Below are 17964 nucleotides of genomic sequence, written 5' to 3' on the forward strand. Positions count from 1 at the left end.
AGGGGGAAGCGAATTGAAACTACCTAATTTTGCTGTCATTAAAGAAGTAGGGCCACGTGATGGCTTACAGAATGAAAAAAAGATTGTTGGCACAAAAGATAAAGTAAAATGGATTCAACTACTTACAGAAGCCGGATTGTCGTACGTTGAAGTTTCCTCATTCGTTCACCCAAAATGGGTTCCTGCCTTAGCGGATGCAAATGATGTCTTTTCTGAGCTAAAAAGGGATCCCAATGTTACATATGCTGCGCTTGTTCCAAATCAAAATGGTTTGGAACGAGCTTTTTTGCAAAATGTAGATGAGGTGAATGTTTTTTTATCAGCGAGTGAATCTCATAATAAAAGTAATATTAATAAATCAATTAAAGAAGCATTAACTGTTATTGAAGATATAACAAAACAGGCAATATTCGAAGGGAAAAAGGTTAGAGGTTATGTTTCTACTGTATTTGGATGTCCGTATGAGGGAGATATAAGTGCCACAGCAGTTGATGAAATATGTAATCAACTATTTTCATACGGCATTTATGAAGTTTCTCTCGGTGACACGATTGGTGTAGCGAATCCATTACAAGTAGAACAAGTATTAGAACATCTATTAAAGAAATATGATGCTTCGCAGTTTGCAATGCATTTTCATAATACGTATGGGATGGCACTTGCAAATGTAGTGAAGTCTTTAGAACACGGTATTACAACGTTTGATAGTTCTTGTGGTGGACTCGGGGGATGTCCATATGCACCGGGAGCATCAGGAAATGTTGCAACTGATGATTTAGTGCATATGCTCCATAAGTTAGGTGTCCAAACAAATATAGACGAAGAAAAGTTATGGAGAGCTAGTCAATTTATTCAAAGTAAGTTAAATATCCAATTACCGAGTCATGTGTATAGAGCGCTTCAACATAAAACGATAAGTAGGTGAGAAGATGCTACAATTACAAAATATTTCAGTTGACTATGTAACACCGCATGTTGTAAAGATTTCGTTATATCGTGAAAGACAAGCAAATTCTTTATCTTTAGCGTTATTAGAAGAATTGCAAACAATATTAACGGAAATAAGTGAAGAGTCAAATACACGTGTAGTTATTTTAACAGGGGCTGGTGAAAAAGCGTTTTGTGCTGGCGCAGATTTAAAAGAACGAGCTGGTATGAATGAAGAGCAAGTTCGCCATGCGGTTGGTATGATTCGTACTACTATGGAAATGGTGGAACAATTACCACAACCAGTTATTGCAGCTATTAATGGAATTGCTCTTGGTGGTGGTACGGAATTGAGTTTAGCCTGTGACTTTAGAATTGCTTCTGAAAATGCAAGCCTTGGTCTGACTGAAACTACCCTTGCAATTATACCTGGAGCAGGTGGTACGCAGCGTTTACCGAGATTAATTGGTGTTGGTAGAGCGAAAGAATTAATTTATACAGGAAGACGTATTTCGGCGCAAGAAGCGAAAGAATATGGTTTAGTAGAATTCGTCGTACCAGCTGATTTACTAGAAGAGAAAGCGATTGAAATTGCAAATCAAATTGCTAGTAATGGTCCTATTGCAGTTCGATTAGCAAAAGAAGCAATTTCTAATGGTGTTCAAGTAGATTTACATACCGGATTACAAATGGAAAAACAGGCGTACGAGGGTGTAATCCATACGGAAGATAGATTAGAAGGATTACAGGCATTTAAGGAAAAACGCAAACCGATGTATAAGGGGGAGTAAATGTGTTAGATCAAAAACAACAATCAAATAATTTTGAAGAACGAGTTGAAACGATTAAACAAGGTGGAGCACCGAAATATCATGAACAAAACAAAGCAAAAGGAAAACTATTTGTTCGAGATCGTTTAGCTCTTCTATTTGATAATGGCGAATATGTAGAAGATGCATTATTTGCAAATTGTGAGCAAACAGGGTTACCGGCTGATGGTGTTGTAACTGCAACTGGTAAAATACATGGGCGTACTGCGTGCGTAATGGCAAATGATTCAACTGTGAAAGCCGGATCATGGGGAGCTCGTACAGTTGAAAAGATTTTACGTATTCAAGAAACGGCTGAAAAGTTACGTGTTCCATTATTTTATTTAGTTGACTCTGCTGGAGCGCGTATTACAGATCAAGTAGAAATGTTCCCAGGGCGCCGCGGTGCGGGAAGAATCTTTTATAACCAAGTGAAATTATCAGGTAAAGTTCCGCAAATTTGTTTATTATTTGGTCCTTCTGCTGCTGGTGGTGCATATATTCCAGCTTTTTGTGACGTTGTTATGATGGTGGAAGGTAATGCATCTATGTATTTAGGATCTCCACGTATGGCTGAAATGGTTATAGGTGAGAAGGTAACTTTAGAAGAAATGGGCGGGGCTCGTATGCATTGCTCAGTATCAGGATGCGGAGACGTTTTATGTAAGACAGAAGAAGATGCAATTACACAGGCTAGACAATACATTTCATATTTTCCAAGCAACTACTTAGAAAAGACTCCATTGATGACACCTCAAGAACCGAAACAGTTCGATAAAACGTTAGAACAAATCATTCCAGAAAATCAAAATGCTCCTTTCAATATGAAAGATCTGATTAACAGAATTATAGATGACGGCTCATTCTTTGAAGTGAAAAAATTATTTGCTCAAGAACTCATTACAGGTTTAGCACGCATTGATGGTAAGCCAATAGGTATTATTGCAAATCAGCCGCGTATGAAAGGTGGCGTTTTATTCCACGATTCAGCTGATAAAGCAGCGAAGTTTATTAATTTATGCGATGCATACCATATTCCATTATTATTCCTTGCAGATGTACCAGGATTTATGATTGGTACGAAAGTAGAGCGCGCTGGTATTATTCGTCACGGTGCAAAAATGATTTCTGCAATGAGTGAAGCAACTGTACCGAAAATTTCTATCATTGTTCGAAAAGCATATGGAGCTGGTTTATATGCAATGGCAGGTCCGGCATTTGAACCAGATTGCTGCTTAGCATTACCGACAGCTTCTATTGCTGTAATGGGTCCAGAAGCAGCGGTCAATGCTGTATATGCAAATAAAATTGCGGCTTTACCAGAAGAAGAGCGTGCAAGCTTCATTGCTGAAAAACGTGAAGAGTATAAGAAAGATATTGATATTTATCATTTAGCATCAGAGATGGTGATTGATGGTATTGTTCATCCAAACAATTTACGTGAAGAGTTAAAAGGGCGTTTCGAAATGTATATGAGTAAATATCAAGTATTCACGGATCGTAAGCATCCTGTATATCCAGTTTAAAAGCCCTATTTAGGGCTTTCTTGCTCAAAAAATCAAGGAGGGGAAAACATTGAAACAAGCAGTTTGGTTTCCAACAGAAGAGTATAAGGAAAAAACACGTTTATATGGTTGGATGAAATCATTGGGATATGAAGACTATGAAACTTTTTATAATAAATCTATTGAGGAAACAGCTTGGTTTTGGGGAGAGGCAGAAAAAGCAGTTGGCTATCAATGGATGAAACCTTATACAGAAGTGTTAGATTTAGAAAATGGTACGCCATTTGCACAGTGGTATAATGGTGGAACATGTAACGTTGTAGAATCAGCTTTATCCCGCTGGATTGCGGATGAAGTGACAAGAAAACAGCCAGCACTTCAGTACGAAGGGGAAAATGGAACTTCAAAATCATTTACATATGAAGAGCTTGACAATTGGGTAAGCCGTGTTGCCAATGGTTTGAAACAAGCGGGTATTGAGAAGGGCGATCGTGTAACAATTTATATGCCGATGATTCCGGAAACAGTTGTTGCGATGCTAGCTGTAATGAAAATCGGAGCAATTATTTCACCAATATTTTCGGGATTTGCTTCGGATGCAGTTATGACACGCGTACAAGCAGCTGGTTCAAAAATGATTATTACCGCAGATGGATTTTCACGCCGCGGGAAAATTGTTTCTTTAAAGGATGAAGTAGATAAAGCTTGTGAACATTGCCCGACTGTTGAAAAGGTGGTAATTGTTCGTCATGCAGGAAATGATTTTACACCGCATCATTATGACTTTTCATGGAGTACGCTAGAAAAAGAAAAACCATTCATACATGCCGAAGAAATGCATAGTGATGATCCTTTAATGCTCATATATACATCAGGAACGACTGGTAAGCCGAAAGGAACGGTACACACGCATGCAGGATTTCCTTTGAAAGCAGCTTTTGATGCAGGATTTGGAATGAATATTAAACAAGGTGATCGTGTATTATGGGTAACTGATATGGGCTGGATGATGGGGCCATTTTTATTATTCGGTTCACTCATAAATGGTGCAACGATGGTTATGTACGAAGGTGTTCCAGACTTTCCAGAAGCAGATCGCTTATGGGAGACGGTTGATAAATATGAAATTACTCATCTCGGTATTTCGCCAACGTTAATCCGTGCATTAATGGCAAAAGGTGATGAGTATGTGAATAAACATTCTTTAAAGAGTTTAGAAGTATTCGCATCAACAGGAGAGCCTTGGAATCCTGATCCATGGATGTGGCTGTTTGAAACAGTTGGAAAAGGAAAAGTGCCAATCTGTAACTATTCAGGCGGAACTGAAATTTCTGGTGGGATTTTCGGTAATGTTCTGATTAAGCCAATCGCACCAATTAGTTTTAACGCATCGTTACCAGGTATGGCTGCGGTTGTACTTGATGATCAAGGTAAACCAATCCGTGATGAAGTTGGAGAATTATGTTTAGAGAAACCTTGGGTTGGAATGACGAAAAGTTTCTGGGAAGACGATGAGCGTTATGTGAACACATATTGGTCACGATTTGAAAATAAATGGGTTCATGGTGACTGGGTTATTTATGATGGTGAACAATATATCATTACAGGGCGTTCAGATGATACGCTAAATATTGCTGGTAAACGTATGGGGCCTGCTGAATATGAGTCTATTCTTGTGAAACATATTAATGTAATAGAAGCAGCTTCCATTGGTGTACCTGACGATGTAAAAGGTGAGGTTTGTCATTGCTTTGTAGTATTACGAGATGGTGTAATATTTACAGCAGAATTAAAGAAAGAATTAATGAGTTTAGTAAATTCTCATATCGGAAAAGCATTATGTCCAAAGGATATCCACGTTGTAGAGGATTTGCCAAAAACACGTAATTCTAAAGTAATGCGACGCGTCATCAAAGCGGCTTACTTAGGAAAAGAATTAGGAGATTTATCATCACTTGTAAATCCAGAAGTAGTTCCACATATTCAGGGTCTACAGTCTAGTAAATTATAAATGTAGGAATGAGCTCTATGTAAATGGAGCTCATTTTTCATGTTTATAAAAAGAGAAGAAGTAAATTTGAAGTAGTAAAATTCTACTTGTATTATTACGACGTATGTTTGTTTTATAGTTTTTATCAAAATAGGATTGTGGCATGTCTATTCATTGGAGTGATTGAATTGTGTTAAGGATGAAAATTTAGTGAAGCGAAAAGTAATGAATAAAAGGAGAAATCCCTGGGGGACAGGGATTCACTAAGGGAGATAGTATTGTCGTGCAATGTCGAAATTTGGCGTATTCGACAAATTAATATTATCACGAATTTTCAGGAGATTGTGTTAGGGAATGTGTCAAAAATGTGTACGTATTTCCTATTAAAGTGTTATGTAATAGGAAAAGGGAAAAAATTAAGTTCACTCGTTCTTAAGAATTTTTCCCCTTAAAATTTAGTATTTGTTCGTTATTCTATATACGTCTTAATTTGGTAAATCTTCAACATGTAAAGATTGAGTATTGCCCTTTTTGTTTGAATTATGTGCCTGCTGAGATGTTTCTTGCATTTGCTCTTGGGCTTTACTAGGAGTATTCAGCGCATCAGATGATACATGATCAAGTTGTTGACTTAATAAATCTTTTTTATCCATGTTATGTAGCTCCTTTTTGAACTTTGATATAAAAACGAAGTGTTTTTAAATAGTTACGTGGGTATTATGCATCTTTGAATGGAATTATATACACAAACTACATTGAGAAGTTAACTACTTATAAAAATTCCCTGTGATGTCAAACGGTTGTATTTTAATGAAGTAAACAAAATAGTTATTTGATAGAAAGAGAGAGTAGTATGATTCCTTTAGAAATTAAATATAAAAAGGCGATTATCTTCAAATCGCCTTTTGGGTAATGCAGTGTAATTTTATTCAGTTATTTGAAATATAGTTTCATTCGGTTTAGAAAATCCATACAATTTCCTTGCGAATTTTAAAATTTCTTCTTCACTACTTGTTAAAGCTTTAACATCATTCTTAAGGGAATGGCCATCCTTCTTTACAGAAGATAATTTTTGTTGTTCCGTATTCAGCGTGATTTGTTTTTCTTTAATCATTTCTTGTTGGTTATTCAGAGAATATTGAAGGACAAAAATTATAGGTACCATAATAGCCAAAGTAGTTATAATACGGCGTCTTGTTTTTTTTCTATTACCTTGTTGTGTATTAGGGTTCACTTGCTGTGAGGGTATATTAGAATTTGATTGGTGTGATGATACTTTTGGGATGTTTCCCATTAAAATGCCTCCATTACTGATTGTAGAATTTAAACCGTTTAAAAGTATTATAAATGTTTAATGGGAATTTTAGAAGATATTTTAATATAGTTGCATATCGTAAAGTTTAAACAAAATCCTTATTTACATAAAAGAAACACCGATTGTCTGCGAGGCTCCTAAGGATAATCATCAAGTAATGAAGTACTCGACTAATTAACGATATCACGAATTTTTGGGTAAAAACATTGAAAAATCCGTTTAAATTAATAGGAGTATCATTTGAAATAAAAACGCTATTTTAAAAGGGAAGGGAATAATGATGATTCCATGGGATAAGCGAGTATACATTGTATCAAAGTGATCATTTTATTACAGAGGGGACAATTGTAGAGGTTAGTGAAAAGGCAAATAAATCATTATATTGGCTCCAGTGCATGATAGCTCCAAGTTATGAAAAAGTGTGCGGGAATAGTACAAAGCGACTTCGGTTGATTCGGATAGATAATGACGAAGAATGAGATGATTAAGGATAGGTATTGAATATGCCATATTTGTATGAATAAAGAGCAAAATATAGCCAATATATAGGTGTTGAAATTGTTCTAAAGGTAGCAATATCTGAAATATAAATAATTGAGGGGAGTGAACTAAAAATGGAAATTAGCACTTTTTTAGGATTATTTTGGGGATGGATCACGGTTATCGTATCGGGAATACTTTTCGTACGCCCATCGGTATTACGTGAATTGAAAAAATTAGTGGTTGAAGACAGAGGGTTTGGTATTATGTACGGTTTTTTATCGATTTTCCTAGGGCTAGGCACTGTAATCCTACATAATGTATGGGCATTCAACTGGCAGGGGTTCCTAACGGTTATTGCATGGCTTGCATTATTAAAGGGAATTTACATAATTGTATATCCTGAACCCTCCAAGAAAACTGATTTTGAATTAAGGATACTAACTACACGTATAGCGCTCGCTATCATTGGCGCTTTGGCTTTATGGATGCTTATAGTAATCTATATAAAATAATCTTTTTCTAATGAGAAATATACTAAAATATGAGAAAAGGCTATAATACTAATTATAAATTTAGTCCTACTGGAAGAATCCGTGGACATCAAACTAAAAAGGGCGTTATTATAGTGCTCTGTAGTTTGGTGTCCACTTTTTTATTTTTAATTAACAAAATAAATCAGTGGTGTTTTTATAAATGACGCAATTAACTTCCGAATTAAAATTGACCGAAAAGAAACGTATGTTTGTTCGGAAGGGGTGTTAAAGAAATTATTACAACTGTGTAAGGTTAATGTAATATTAATCGATAGTAAATCAAGATACTTAAGTGTATTTTTAATAGGATTTGAAAGTACTGTTTTTAACATATTGGGTTAAATAAAATTTAATTAGGAAGTGTAATACAATGATTGAGATTAAATCTATGATTTATTCGTACAAACTAAAAAGAAGAATAGCTAAAGATTTATATGGCAGCAGAGATGAGTTGACGATGTTATTAAATGAATTTAATAATATGAAAAGTAAAGTGAAGTCTGACAAAAAGAAAAATAATATGTTATCTCGTTTACAATTAATGTACCAAAATATGAAATTAGACAAGCAGTATTCTCTTCCGTTTGCTCTTAATAGTAGGTTATTGGAGCGATTAGAAGATGAATCTATTCAAACAACTGAAGAATGTGTATCATGTCTACACGTAATGTTAGAAATAAATTATGAGAAAATAAAACATTATGGATCTAATACAAGTAGGTCATTTGTTCCGTTATCACAGTCTTCCATTTGTCTTGCTGATTTTGTTTGTTTGACAGGATTTGTTTTATTAGGCTTACTAGGAACAATTACATTTGGAGGGATAATGTAATCTTTTTATTCACTTACATAAAGGACCAATCATTTAAGGTGTATTTTTTAGTTACATGGAAGAGCTCATGCGATAGACAGAGAAGAATGACACGGATGCTAATTTCTAGTTGCTCATTGTTAATGCATTGTGTAACTAGAAAGATAAAATGTTATGATGCTAGGAATAACAAGGGATTTAGCGTTTGGGCTAGTTACACAAAATATAAGATATGGGTAACTCATAGTAAACGTGAAATGATAAACCCTATGTTGTCGCAGTGATTAAGTGAGTATGTTGAGGGTTTGTTATTGATGCAAAATTAAGTGTTACAGGACTTAATGCACCATAGCAAAAAGGAAAACTTACTACTGTAAATAAAGTGTATGTGAAATAATTACAAAGTCGATTTATAAGAGTCAGCTTATATTTCGACACTCCACTCAACTTGTAACTATAGATGCCAGTCTAAATCTCTACGTGTTAATATACAAAAAGCCGACTATACTCAGTCAGCTTTTTGTATATTATATTCTAGTATTTATCGATCCCAAAAGACATATTCTTTCCGTTAAGTTGACATTAAAATCTTACCAATGTTTTCTTTTACAATGACAACAAATAAAGAAACATTTACAACGACACTTATTTCGTTTAGAACTCCAATCATCATCACAATGATGCTTTTCTTTAGACTTCCACCAATCATCATTACAATGCTTTTCCTTAGAACTCCAATCATCATCACAATGATGCTTTTCTTTAGACTTCCACCAGTCATCACAACAATGCCGTTTCTTCGAACTCCAGCAATCATTATTCCAGGACATTTTTTTATACCTCCCTTCAAATAGGATTACTATCATTCTATGTTTTAGTGAAGAAATGGCTTGTTTATAAACCTATTATTTTATCTTTATATGATAGAGTGCTTTCTACTACATATAGAATTCATAAAAACTATGCTAATTTCCAAGAGATAGTGGAGAGAATTACTGGTTATGACATTTATCAATAAACACATGTTGAAGAAAACATTCTGATTATAAATAATATCTAATTTTGGAGTACGTTTTTCTGAATGTATATTTCAAAACAGCAGAGAAAAAATATATTATATTACTGCAAACAAAGCCTATGTATATGTAAAGTAATAGGAAAAACAGCTAACTCTTAAAGGAGCTGGCTTATTAAAAGAAAAAAAGATTCATTTGATAAAGAGGTTATCTAAACTTTAAATTCAGCAGAATTAAATCCAAGTCCCCTCATTAAACAAGCCGCTAACTGTTAAAGAATTGTTTTTATAATTAATAAAGAAAAAAATGTTTAGTACAATTGTTTGTTTTTTTCTTTCTATGTGTTTGCCTCGTACACTTTTAAGCTAGTGGACATACTTTACTAATAGAAAGGATTAGGGGGTGAGGTTTTGGGTTCTCGATTTAATAATTGTAAAAAGAAATGTACATGTAAACAGGATGATTGTTGGGAGATATTCGAAGAGTGTAAAAAGGAAAAGCATGAGAAATGTGATAATTCTTGTGTACAAGGAATTAGAGATGAGCTTAAGAAATTAATTAATCGAACAGTTCAAATTAATACAGAGGGACGTACTTATGTAGGTACTGTTGCGTCTGTAAGTTGCGATGTAGTTAAGCTTGCAGCTATTCCTGGATCTGTTGCAGTAATTATCTCCATTTGCAAAATTGAAGCAATTTTCCCTCCTGTTACAACGATTACTGCAGAGTTTAATTTTAATGGTGTTGACGTAGCAAATAAAGCATAAGTATGCTTTGTTTGTAAAGCCATTCTGATGAATGGCTTTATTTTAATTTCGTATAAAAGGAGAATATATTCTTTATATAGAAATAAGTTTGAGGCTATAAAGAGTGATGTACGAAAGGAGAATGAGAGTGATTAAATTAGTGCCCTTTAAAAGATCTGATTTCAAACAATTAATAAGTTGGATTCATTCCGAACAATTTTTAATACAGTGGTCAGGAAATGCATTTACATATCCTTTAAACGAACAGCAATTAGAGAAATATATAGAAAGTGCAAATACACTTGCTTTCAAAGTAATAGATGAAAAGACTGAAGAAGTACTTGGTCATATTTCACTTGGTCAAAAAGACGATATAAATAAGTCTGCGAGAATTGGAAAAGTGTTAGTTGGTAATACGAAAATGAGAGGGCGTTCAATAGGAAAACATATGATGAAAGCAGTACTTCATATTGCGTTTGAAGAATTAAAACTACATAGAGTAACTCTTGGCGTGTATGATTTTAATACGTCGGCCATTTCTTGTTATGAAAAAATAGGATTTGTAAAAGAAGGTTTATTAAGAGATTCAAAAAAAGTAGGAGAAACGTATTGGAATTTATGGGAAATGAGTATGCTAGAATATGAATGGAATAATAAAAAATAATAGTTTTTTATAATTTTATTATGTTAATTAAAAGGGATTGGTGGGAAATTATGAATAGAAAGACTATAGTAATCACAATTGCAGCTGTTTCAGGGGGAGGTAAAACTACTATTACAGAAAGTTTAACTCATGGGTTAACAAATTCAAAAGCGCTATTTTTTGATAGTTATAACTTTGATAACTGTCCTGCTGATATTTGTAAATGGATTGATGATGGAGCGAATTATGACGAGTGGATACTTACACCATTAATTCATGATATTCAGCATCTTATACGAGATAGTAAATTAGACTATATTATTGTAGATTATCCTTTTGCATACTTAAATAGAGAAATGGGGCAGTTCATTGATGTAACTATATTTATTGACACACCTTTAGATATTGCAATGGCTAGAAGAATTTTACGAGATTTTAAAGAAGATACTATGAGTGAAATACATAATGATTTAAAACATTACATGGCACATGCGAGAAAAGCTTATTTAGAGGCAATTCATACTGTTAAACCGAATTCAGATATCGTATTGGATGGATCTTTTTCTGTAAGTGAAATAATTAATCATGTTGTTGAGGAACTTGACCGAAGAGAAGTGATTGTCGATGGTTAAATGTATAGAGGAATATGTACAAGTTGATGATTTTAAAATGTATACGAAAGTATTCCAAGGAAAGAAGTGGTAGCCTGTTATTATAATGGAATCAGGCTACGGGGATTATTCAAAGGCATGGGATTATATTGCTGAAAGACTGACGGAATTTGGGACAATACTTACATATGATCGAGCTGGATTAGGGAAAAGTGGGAAGAGTTCCAAGCAACGTATTAGTTCTGAAATGGTCAAAGATTTAAGAACATGTTTAAATCTTTTAGAACTGAAGCCACCTTATATTTTTGTAGGGTATTCTTTTGGTGGTATAAATGCACGGTTATTTACGGTTTTTTATCCCGAGGATATATTGGGAACAGTTTTGGTTGATTCGACACCAGGAAATTATAAAGAAGTATTTTTGCCAATCATGTCTCCAGAATTTCAAGAAGCTTACTATAAACAATTTGCATATGAAAGTTCATATGAAGAGTTTATGTTTAGTCTAGGTGAAGCAGATAGACATTGTAAATCAATGAGCGATATTCCCCTTGTCGTGCTAGCTGCTGGTAAAAAAGCTTTTTATTCGCAAGCTGCACAACTGAAATGGTTACAATTACAAAGAGAATTATTACAATTATCCAGTAAAAATAAATTTATAATTTCAGAACATAGCGGTCACTATATTCAAAAGGATGAGCCACATTATATTATAGGTGCTGTTAAGTGGATACTTGGGGTAGGGGAGAGATAATTGTGTACACTGTATTTCAATATAACTGGCAAGTAAGAGAAGATTGGTTTAAGTGGTGTGAACAACTTACAGTGGAAGAATTACTTCGCAAACGTGTTGGTGGTGTTGGAAGTATATTAGAAACATTATTTCATATTGTAGATGTTGAGTATAGCTGGATTTGTGATTTGAAAGGAAAAGAAGTAGATGAGCCGCAATTTACGGATTATCAATCTATTCAAAAAGTGAAAGCATTATCTCATTTGTATAATAAGGATTTAGAGGGATTTTTACAATCGTGGACAGAAGACTTAGAGAATAAAATAATAAAAGTTTCATGGACGGATAAAGAGTACAAGTATGGTGAAGTGTTACGACATGTTATCGTACATGAAATTCATCATATAGGTCAGCTATCAATATGGGCAAGAGAGTTAAATCTTCAGCCCGTTTCAGCGAATTTAATTGGAAGAGGATTATAGACGTAAAAACCGACTTGTACTGTAAACGCAAGTCGGTTTTTATATGTAAGAAGATTTCTTAGTTGAAATCCTCGGATTTTCTTTGACGTAAATGTAAAAACATTAAAATTGTAATAATGAAAAAGATCATCATCGTTTGTATGATTAAATTTTTAAACTGTAGCAATATTGCCCAAGATGTAAGAGTATCTTTAAAAGCTTGGAGTGCAGAGTACGAGGAAGGTTCAAAACCGTACTGAAGTAATTTTTTTGTTTCAATAAAAGTAGTGTTTTCTTCATCGGATTCTAATATTACTGAAATAAGCCTAGTATCTCCTAGTTTTGCAGTACCGACAAAACTATTATTACCGTTAGTTGAAAAACTAGTTTGCAAGCCATCAACACCTTGGAGTTTAATGTTTTCATTGAGGGAATAAATCATTTTATTTGTGTTGAAAACTTGAAAATTTTTGAAGGTAAATTGGTAAGAGGTTAGTTTCGTCATATTCAGTACATTAGGGAAATCTTTTACTAAATGCGTTGCTAGTTTAGCTGCATCTTTCGCTGTTGTATTCGATTGTTTATTTGTATCTTGATTAGCTCCAGTAGAGTTTAGAAAAGGAGATGGCTGTGATAACTGTAGCTGTTTTGCTTTTTCATTCATTAACGTTGTAAAGTTATCTTCATTGCCATCAATGTGTTCTGCCAGTGCGAGTGCAGAACGATTATTTCCTGTTAAAAGCAATGCATGAAGTAAATCACGAACCGTCGTTTTATCCTTTGCTGTTACTTGCATAGGAGTCGTTTCCGCTTGGATTAATTCGTTACTTATTTTTACGGATTCATCTAACTGTATTTTGCCGTCATTCAGTTGTTCCAATACGATATACTCTGTCATTAATTTAGACAAAGTAGCTGATTGTATAGGGGTTTCTTCATTTTTTTTATAAATAACTTCACCTGAATTAGCATCTATTAAAATAGCTGATTTAGCTTGAATAATTGGACCATTTACATAAAGATAAAAATATAAAACGATAAGTGCAGTAATAATAAAAGATAATAATAAAATTGTGAATTTTTTCAAGAATTGCATAAGCGATCCTCCTACTATGACATCAATAATAATATTGTAAAAAGGAATGCTTAATTAGGAAGAAAGAAAAGGTAAAGAATTTCTAAAGAATTATAAAAGATTATTAAACTTTGGATATTGATGGAAAATAAAAGGTTCAATTTCTTATCATATTAGAAATTGAACCTAAAATTATGGTGTATTAATTTTTATATGGTAGTAGTTTTACAGTGAAAGTTGTTTTCTTGTCATCACTATATACTTCAATCGTTCCTTTATGCAGTTCGACAATACTTTTTGCAATTGCTAATCCGAGTCCTGATCCACCAGTGTTTGTTGAACGTGATTTTTCAACACGATAAAAACGTTCAAAAATATGAGGTAAATCTGTACTAGGAATAGGTTGTCCGTAATTTGTTATATCAATTGTAATCATATTATTGCTTTCATAAGCGGTAAGGTCAATATAACCACCTTCGTTTCCATAAGCGATAGCGTTTATAATAAGATTTTCAAATACACGCACTAATTTGTCTCCATCAGCTAATACCATGAGTTTTTGAGAGGGGAAAGAAGGGCGGCATTCAATATTTGCTTCTTGCACTTGTATTCGGAATTGAACAGTTAATTGTCCAAGTAGCTCTACAATATCAATGGGAGCAGAATATAAACTTAACTCTTTATTTTGAACACGGGTGTATTCAAACAAGTCATTCATTAATGCATTTAGACGTGTTACTTTACCATAAATGACTTGTATGTAATGACGTAATTCCACTTCATCTCTATAATTATCATGATGGATTAAATTCACGTATCCAACTATTGATGTAAGGGGAGTACGTAAATCATGTGATACATTTGTAATTAGTTCGCTTTTTGCTTGTTCTGCCTGTCTTTCTTCGTCAATTGACTCTTTTAATTGTTCAACAATTTGATTGACCCCAGTCGCTAACTCTTCTAAATAATTATGATTTACGATGGAAACTTTATGATTGAAATTTCCATTTGCAATATAACGAATCTCTTCTATCATTTTTTTAATACAAGTTTCATAGTAAAGCTTTCTCTCGTGACGATAAAAAATATATAGATAGGATGAAAAAATAGAAAATAAAAATAAATAAGAAACAATCATCATCCATAAAGATTCTTTAATCCCTTTATACTTTTCATAACCAAAAATCCGAATGAATTCTTTACCGAGTTCGGTTAGAGTAAGTGAACTCTCGATTACACTCGTAATGAGGCGATATATAATTAATTCAGTAATAGGTGTAAGAGTGATAGCTAATAAAAACCAAAAAATTATCTTCCATTTTGGGATATCTTTTAAAATATCAAATGCTTCATTTCTCAATTTTATAGCCTACTCCCCAAACAGTATGAATAAATTTTTCTCCATTCATTACTGTTTCAAGTTTATCCCGTAAATTACTAATATGAACCATTACAGTTTTATTTGAGCCATAACCATCTTCATTCCAAACACGTTCGAATATTTCTTCGGAACTAAATACTCTTCCTGTATTGCTCGCTAGTAAATATAAAATATCAAATTCAATAGATGTAAGTTTAATATATTCATTATTTACTTTAACAGTATGATTATGCTTATGGATTTCAGCTGTTCGAATACGGATGATACCATCGTCTTTCTTTTGAGTAGTAGCGTTTTGGAAAGTGGATCTTCTCAGCAAAGCTTTCACTCTAGCGACTAATTCTAGTGGATTAAACGGTTTAATCATATAATCATCTGCACCTGTCATAAGCCCTAATATTTTGTCCATGTCTTCAGCCTTTGCACTCAGCATAAGGATAGGTACAGTATTATTTTCACGCACTTCCTGACAAACTTCTAATCCATTTCGCTTTGGCATCATAATGTCCAAAATCATGAGGTCAACTTCATATGCAGATATCATTTGTATTGCTTCATCACCGTCATAAGCTTTAAAAATGTTATATCCTTCATTTCGTAAATAAACAGCGAGTAACTCTACAATATCTTTATCATCATCAATAATTAATATGCTTTTATTCATTATATAGTTAGTTCCTTTCCTTACAAATCATCAACACTACTATAATAACAAACATTTATGTACTTTGTAGCAATGATTTTACATAAAATTTCATGTAACGTATTAAAAAGGAATTAAAGCATTCATAACGAATTAACAATAGAAGAATTATTTGAATTTCCTATTATATTGAAGGGACGTAATAAGGAGGAGATTAACGTGTTATATAATAAAATATGTTCATTTACTCCAACTGGGAAAATAGAACACTCTATAAAAGAGTTTCTATTAAAGTACGATAAAGAATTTACATATCATCATTCAATTCGTGTGGCAAATGAAGCGCGAAAAATAGCGATAATGTTTCATGAAAATGAAGAAAAAGCAGAAATTGCAGGGTATTTACATGATATAAGTGCAATCTTTCCGAATGAGGACCGGATTAAAGTTGCCGAAGCAGTTGGAATCGAAATATTACAAGAAGAACGGAAATTTCCAATGATTATTCATCAAAAACTATCGAAAGTAATCGCAAGAGAGATATTTAAAGTGGAAGATGAAGAGATTTTAGGTGCAATTTGTTGCCATACAACATTGCGTAAACATGCAACGAAGATGGATTTAGTGTTATTTGTTGCAGATAAAATAGAGTGGGATCAAAATGGGACACCATCATACTTAGTAGATATAAAAAATGGATTAGAAAAATCTTTAGAACATGCTGCTTTTGTATATATTTCATATTTGTGGGAAAGAAAAGATACATTGAAAGTTATACATCCGTGGCTAGAAGAAGCTTATTGGTATTTAAAAGAACTTGTAGAGTAGAAAGGATATGAAAATGCAGTTAAAAGAATATATGAATCAAACATTTCCAGGAGTTACGTTAGTACCGTCCATATACTCTCAGTGGGAAAATCATCTACATTTTGATTTTGGGAAAGATAAATATCAAATTGTAGAAGGAACCGACGATTTAAATATGGAATACTTCTCTCAACTATATACATATAATAAATACTTATTTGAAGATATATTTTTAAAAGAAGATGTAGTGTTTGTAGTAGCAAATGTTTATCGGTTTAAAAAGGAAAATATAAAAACTCCACAGAAAATAAATATATACAATAAATATATTAAAAAGAGAGATTTAAAGTTTCGTATAAGACAAGAAACGTTACCTTTTCTATTTAAAGATGAAGAAGCAGATTTATATTGTACATCTCAATTTTCTTTAAAATGTCTTGCGGAAGATATTAAATATGAACCACTTATTCAAGCTGTTAATCATGAGGATTTTCCAAATCTTTATCCTCGTTTTGGAAGCAAAAAAAAGATTTTTTATCCAGACGTATTTCTCATTAACGCAACGAAAGATATTGTCATGTTTATTTATGATGATAGAGGATGTGAAGTCATTGCGAAGAATAAAGAAATAATACGAGGCTTATATGAAAAATACAAAGAGTGGATTCCAGTTTATGAACGAGAAAGTATAGATAGCTTATTTAAATGACAGTAGGGGAAGTGAAGTGTGTAATGAAACGTATCGCAATCGTATCCGCATGGGAACCAGAACTTACGTATTTGCATCAACATTATCCGAGTGAACGCATCGAAAAAAGAGCAGCTTGGGAATTTCATTTTCATTATATAAATGACCTGGAAATTATTTCAGCAATAACTGGTGTTGGCAAAGTAAGTTGTGCTAGTTGTGTACAATTATTAATAAGTGAGTTTCAGCCGGACGAGCTATTTATGACAGGAATATGCGGAAGTTTATCAAATAAGGTAAAAAATGGTCACATTGTAGTAGCACTTAATGCAATACAACACGATGTTACTGCTGCTGGTTCAGGGGAAGATGTTTTTAATTTATATGATGGTAGAACAACACCTATTGAAACAACAAAGTCAATTGTAAGAAAAATAAAAAAAATACGATCTTATGATCCAGTTCACTTCGGTACGTTCTTATCTGGAGATCAGCGTATTCGTAGTTCCGAAATGAGATATTTACTGCATACTGTATACGGAGCATTGGCGGTTGATCAAGAAGTCGCTGCTTTCGCTTACGTATGTCATATAAATAAAAAACCATTTTTATGTTTAAAAGCTGCTTCAGATCAAGCGAATGATAAAACGAAAGAAGAACAAAAGGTTTTTAAAATGTTAGCATGTGAACGAGCATGTGAGCATTTAATTGCTTTTTTACGTGTTTATGAGATTACTGTAGTAAATAATAAATAGTTAAAAGATCCTGGTGAAAGGAATTCATTTCA

20 protein-coding genes are annotated in these 17964 nt (G+C 33.3%); 14 read left to right on the forward strand and 6 right to left on the reverse strand.

What is annotated here, in order from left to right:
- The first annotated feature begins 13 nt into the window (after positions 1-13).
- The 4 genes from mvaB to DPQ31_RS12415 are packed head-to-tail and all read left to right on the forward strand — an operon-like array spanning position 14 to position 5252.
- Entirely contained in the window at positions 14-925 is a 912-nt protein-coding gene (gene mvaB / locus DPQ31_RS12400; RefSeq protein ID WP_000775420.1) for a hydroxymethylglutaryl-CoA lyase, read from the forward strand.
- Positions 926-929: 4 nt separating this feature from the next.
- Complete coding sequence (locus tag DPQ31_RS12405) at positions 930-1718, forward strand: enoyl-CoA hydratase (protein ID WP_000939822.1); 789 nt, start codon at positions 930-932, stop codon at positions 1716-1718.
- 2 nt (positions 1719-1720) lie between these two features.
- Positions 1721-3262 carry an acyl-CoA carboxylase subunit beta gene (locus tag DPQ31_RS12410; RefSeq protein ID WP_000886736.1) on the forward strand — a complete coding sequence of 514 codons (1542 nt, stop codon included), beginning with the start codon at positions 1721-1723 and terminating at the stop codon, positions 3260-3262.
- Between the two features lie 49 nt (positions 3263-3311).
- Complete coding sequence (locus DPQ31_RS12415; RefSeq protein WP_097952813.1) at positions 3312-5252, forward strand: AMP-binding protein; 1941 nt, start codon at positions 3312-3314, stop codon at positions 5250-5252.
- A 464-nt stretch (positions 5253-5716) separates the two neighbouring features.
- Here the strand turns inward: DPQ31_RS12415 and DPQ31_RS12420 are convergent, their stop codons facing one another.
- Positions 5717-5884: a hypothetical protein gene (locus tag DPQ31_RS12420; RefSeq protein WP_000358201.1), complete on the reverse strand. Its 168-nt coding sequence runs from the start codon at positions 5882-5884 to the stop codon at positions 5717-5719.
- Between the two features lie 272 nt (positions 5885-6156).
- On the reverse strand, positions 6157-6525 hold the full coding sequence (locus tag DPQ31_RS12425; protein WP_000526888.1) for an FtsB family cell division protein: 369 nt from the start codon (positions 6523-6525) through the stop codon (positions 6157-6159).
- 635 nt (positions 6526-7160) lie between these two features.
- Between DPQ31_RS12425 and DPQ31_RS12430 the strand changes: the two genes are divergently transcribed.
- Entirely contained in the window at positions 7161-7541 is a 381-nt protein-coding gene (locus DPQ31_RS12430) for a hypothetical protein (protein WP_199633420.1), read from the forward strand.
- A 391-nt stretch (positions 7542-7932) separates the two neighbouring features.
- The gene (locus tag DPQ31_RS12435; RefSeq protein WP_000569865.1) at positions 7933-8394 is read left to right on the forward strand and encodes a hypothetical protein; all 462 of its coding nucleotides are present in this window, start codon (positions 7933-7935) and stop codon (positions 8392-8394) included.
- A gap of 550 nt (positions 8395-8944) precedes the next feature.
- Here DPQ31_RS12435 and DPQ31_RS12440 read toward each other — a convergent pair.
- A complete protein-coding gene (locus DPQ31_RS12440) occupies positions 8945-9223 on the reverse strand; it encodes a hypothetical protein (RefSeq protein WP_176549963.1) in 279 nt (92 codons plus the stop codon).
- A 576-nt stretch (positions 9224-9799) separates the two neighbouring features.
- Between DPQ31_RS12440 and DPQ31_RS12445 the strand changes: the two genes are divergently transcribed.
- The 5 genes from DPQ31_RS12445 (at position 9800) to DPQ31_RS12465 (ending at position 12604) form a co-directional block, all read left to right on the forward strand.
- On the forward strand, positions 9800-10156 hold the full coding sequence (locus tag DPQ31_RS12445; protein WP_000535570.1) for a hypothetical protein: 357 nt from the start codon (positions 9800-9802) through the stop codon (positions 10154-10156).
- Positions 10157-10259: 103 nt separating this feature from the next.
- On the forward strand, positions 10260-10799 hold the full coding sequence (locus tag DPQ31_RS12450) for a GNAT family N-acetyltransferase (protein ID WP_208731970.1): 540 nt from the start codon (positions 10260-10262) through the stop codon (positions 10797-10799).
- A 50-nt stretch (positions 10800-10849) separates the two neighbouring features.
- Positions 10850-11410 carry a nucleoside/nucleotide kinase family protein gene (locus DPQ31_RS12455; protein ID WP_208731971.1) on the forward strand — a complete coding sequence of 187 codons (561 nt, stop codon included), beginning with the start codon at positions 10850-10852 and terminating at the stop codon, positions 11408-11410.
- Between the two features lie 85 nt (positions 11411-11495).
- On the forward strand, positions 11496-12143 hold the full coding sequence (locus DPQ31_RS12460) for an alpha/beta fold hydrolase (protein WP_208731972.1): 648 nt from the start codon (positions 11496-11498) through the stop codon (positions 12141-12143).
- Between the two features lie 2 nt (positions 12144-12145).
- Positions 12146-12604 carry a DinB family protein gene (locus DPQ31_RS12465; RefSeq protein WP_208731973.1) on the forward strand — a complete coding sequence of 153 codons (459 nt, stop codon included), beginning with the start codon at positions 12146-12148 and terminating at the stop codon, positions 12602-12604.
- Positions 12605-12662: 58 nt separating this feature from the next.
- Here DPQ31_RS12465 and DPQ31_RS12470 read toward each other — a convergent pair whose 3' ends face one another.
- The 3 genes from DPQ31_RS12470 to DPQ31_RS12480 form a co-directional block, all read right to left on the reverse strand.
- The gene (locus DPQ31_RS12470; RefSeq protein WP_208731974.1) at positions 12663-13679 is read right to left on the reverse strand and encodes a D-alanyl-D-alanine carboxypeptidase family protein; all 1017 of its coding nucleotides are present in this window, start codon (positions 13677-13679) and stop codon (positions 12663-12665) included.
- A 181-nt stretch (positions 13680-13860) separates the two neighbouring features.
- Positions 13861-15018, reverse strand: a complete 1158-nt coding sequence (locus DPQ31_RS12475; RefSeq protein WP_001243279.1) for a sensor histidine kinase — start codon at positions 15016-15018, stop codon at positions 13861-13863.
- Positions 15008-15703 carry a response regulator transcription factor gene (locus tag DPQ31_RS12480; RefSeq protein WP_208731975.1) on the reverse strand — a complete coding sequence of 232 codons (696 nt, stop codon included), beginning with the start codon at positions 15701-15703 and terminating at the stop codon, positions 15008-15010. Before DPQ31_RS12480 ends, DPQ31_RS12475 begins: the two co-directional genes overlap by 11 nt.
- 198 nt (positions 15704-15901) lie before the next feature.
- On the opposite strand from DPQ31_RS12480, the gene yqeK reads away from it, so the two are divergent.
- From yqeK to mtnN, 3 genes are read left to right on the forward strand one after another with little or no spacing between them, the layout of a single operon-like run.
- Complete coding sequence (yqeK, locus tag DPQ31_RS12485; RefSeq protein WP_199633423.1) at positions 15902-16510, forward strand: bis(5'-nucleosyl)-tetraphosphatase (symmetrical) YqeK; 609 nt, start codon at positions 15902-15904, stop codon at positions 16508-16510.
- Between the two features lie 13 nt (positions 16511-16523).
- The gene (locus tag DPQ31_RS12490; protein WP_208732096.1) at positions 16524-17198 is read left to right on the forward strand and encodes a DUF3885 domain-containing protein; all 675 of its coding nucleotides are present in this window, start codon (positions 16524-16526) and stop codon (positions 17196-17198) included.
- Positions 17195-17932 carry a 5'-methylthioadenosine/S-adenosylhomocysteine nucleosidase gene (gene mtnN / locus DPQ31_RS12495; RefSeq protein ID WP_140158459.1) on the forward strand — a complete coding sequence of 246 codons (738 nt, stop codon included), beginning with the start codon at positions 17195-17197 and terminating at the stop codon, positions 17930-17932. Before DPQ31_RS12490 ends, mtnN begins: the two co-directional genes overlap by 4 nt.
- Positions 17933-17964: the final 32 nt, after the last annotated feature.

Origin of the sequence: Bacillus sp. COPE52, assembly GCF_003355115.1 — a bacterium.
Classification (GTDB): domain Bacteria; phylum Bacillota; class Bacilli; order Bacillales; family Bacillaceae_G; genus Bacillus_A; species Bacillus_A toyonensis.

Coding starts and splice junctions, on each gene's coding strand:
- DPQ31_RS12405 (WP_000939822.1), top strand. CDS start 930: ATGCTACAATTACAAAATATTTCAGTTGACTATGTAACACCGCATGTT.
- DPQ31_RS12420 (WP_000358201.1), bottom strand. CDS start 5,884: ATGGATAAAAAAGATTTATTAAGTCAACAACTTGATCATGTATCATCT.
- DPQ31_RS12425 (WP_000526888.1), bottom strand. CDS start 6,525: ATGGGAAACATCCCAAAAGTATCATCACACCAATCAAATTCTAATATA.
- DPQ31_RS12430 (WP_199633420.1), top strand. CDS start 7,161: ATGGAAATTAGCACTTTTTTAGGATTATTTTGGGGATGGATCACGGTT.
- DPQ31_RS12435 (WP_000569865.1), top strand. CDS start 7,933: ATGATTGAGATTAAATCTATGATTTATTCGTACAAACTAAAAAGAAGA.
- DPQ31_RS12455 (WP_208731971.1), top strand. CDS start 10,850: ATGAATAGAAAGACTATAGTAATCACAATTGCAGCTGTTTCAGGGGGA.
- DPQ31_RS12460 (WP_208731972.1), top strand. CDS start 11,496: ATGGAATCAGGCTACGGGGATTATTCAAAGGCATGGGATTATATTGCT.
- DPQ31_RS12470 (WP_208731974.1), bottom strand. CDS start 13,679: ATGCAATTCTTGAAAAAATTCACAATTTTATTATTATCTTTTATTATT.
- DPQ31_RS12480 (WP_208731975.1), bottom strand. CDS start 15,703: ATGAATAAAAGCATATTAATTATTGATGATGATAAAGATATTGTAGAG.
- DPQ31_RS12490 (WP_208732096.1), top strand. CDS start 16,524: ATGCAGTTAAAAGAATATATGAATCAAACATTTCCAGGAGTTACGTTA.
- mtnN (WP_140158459.1), top strand. CDS start 17,195: ATGACAGTAGGGGAAGTGAAGTGTGTAATGAAACGTATCGCAATCGTA.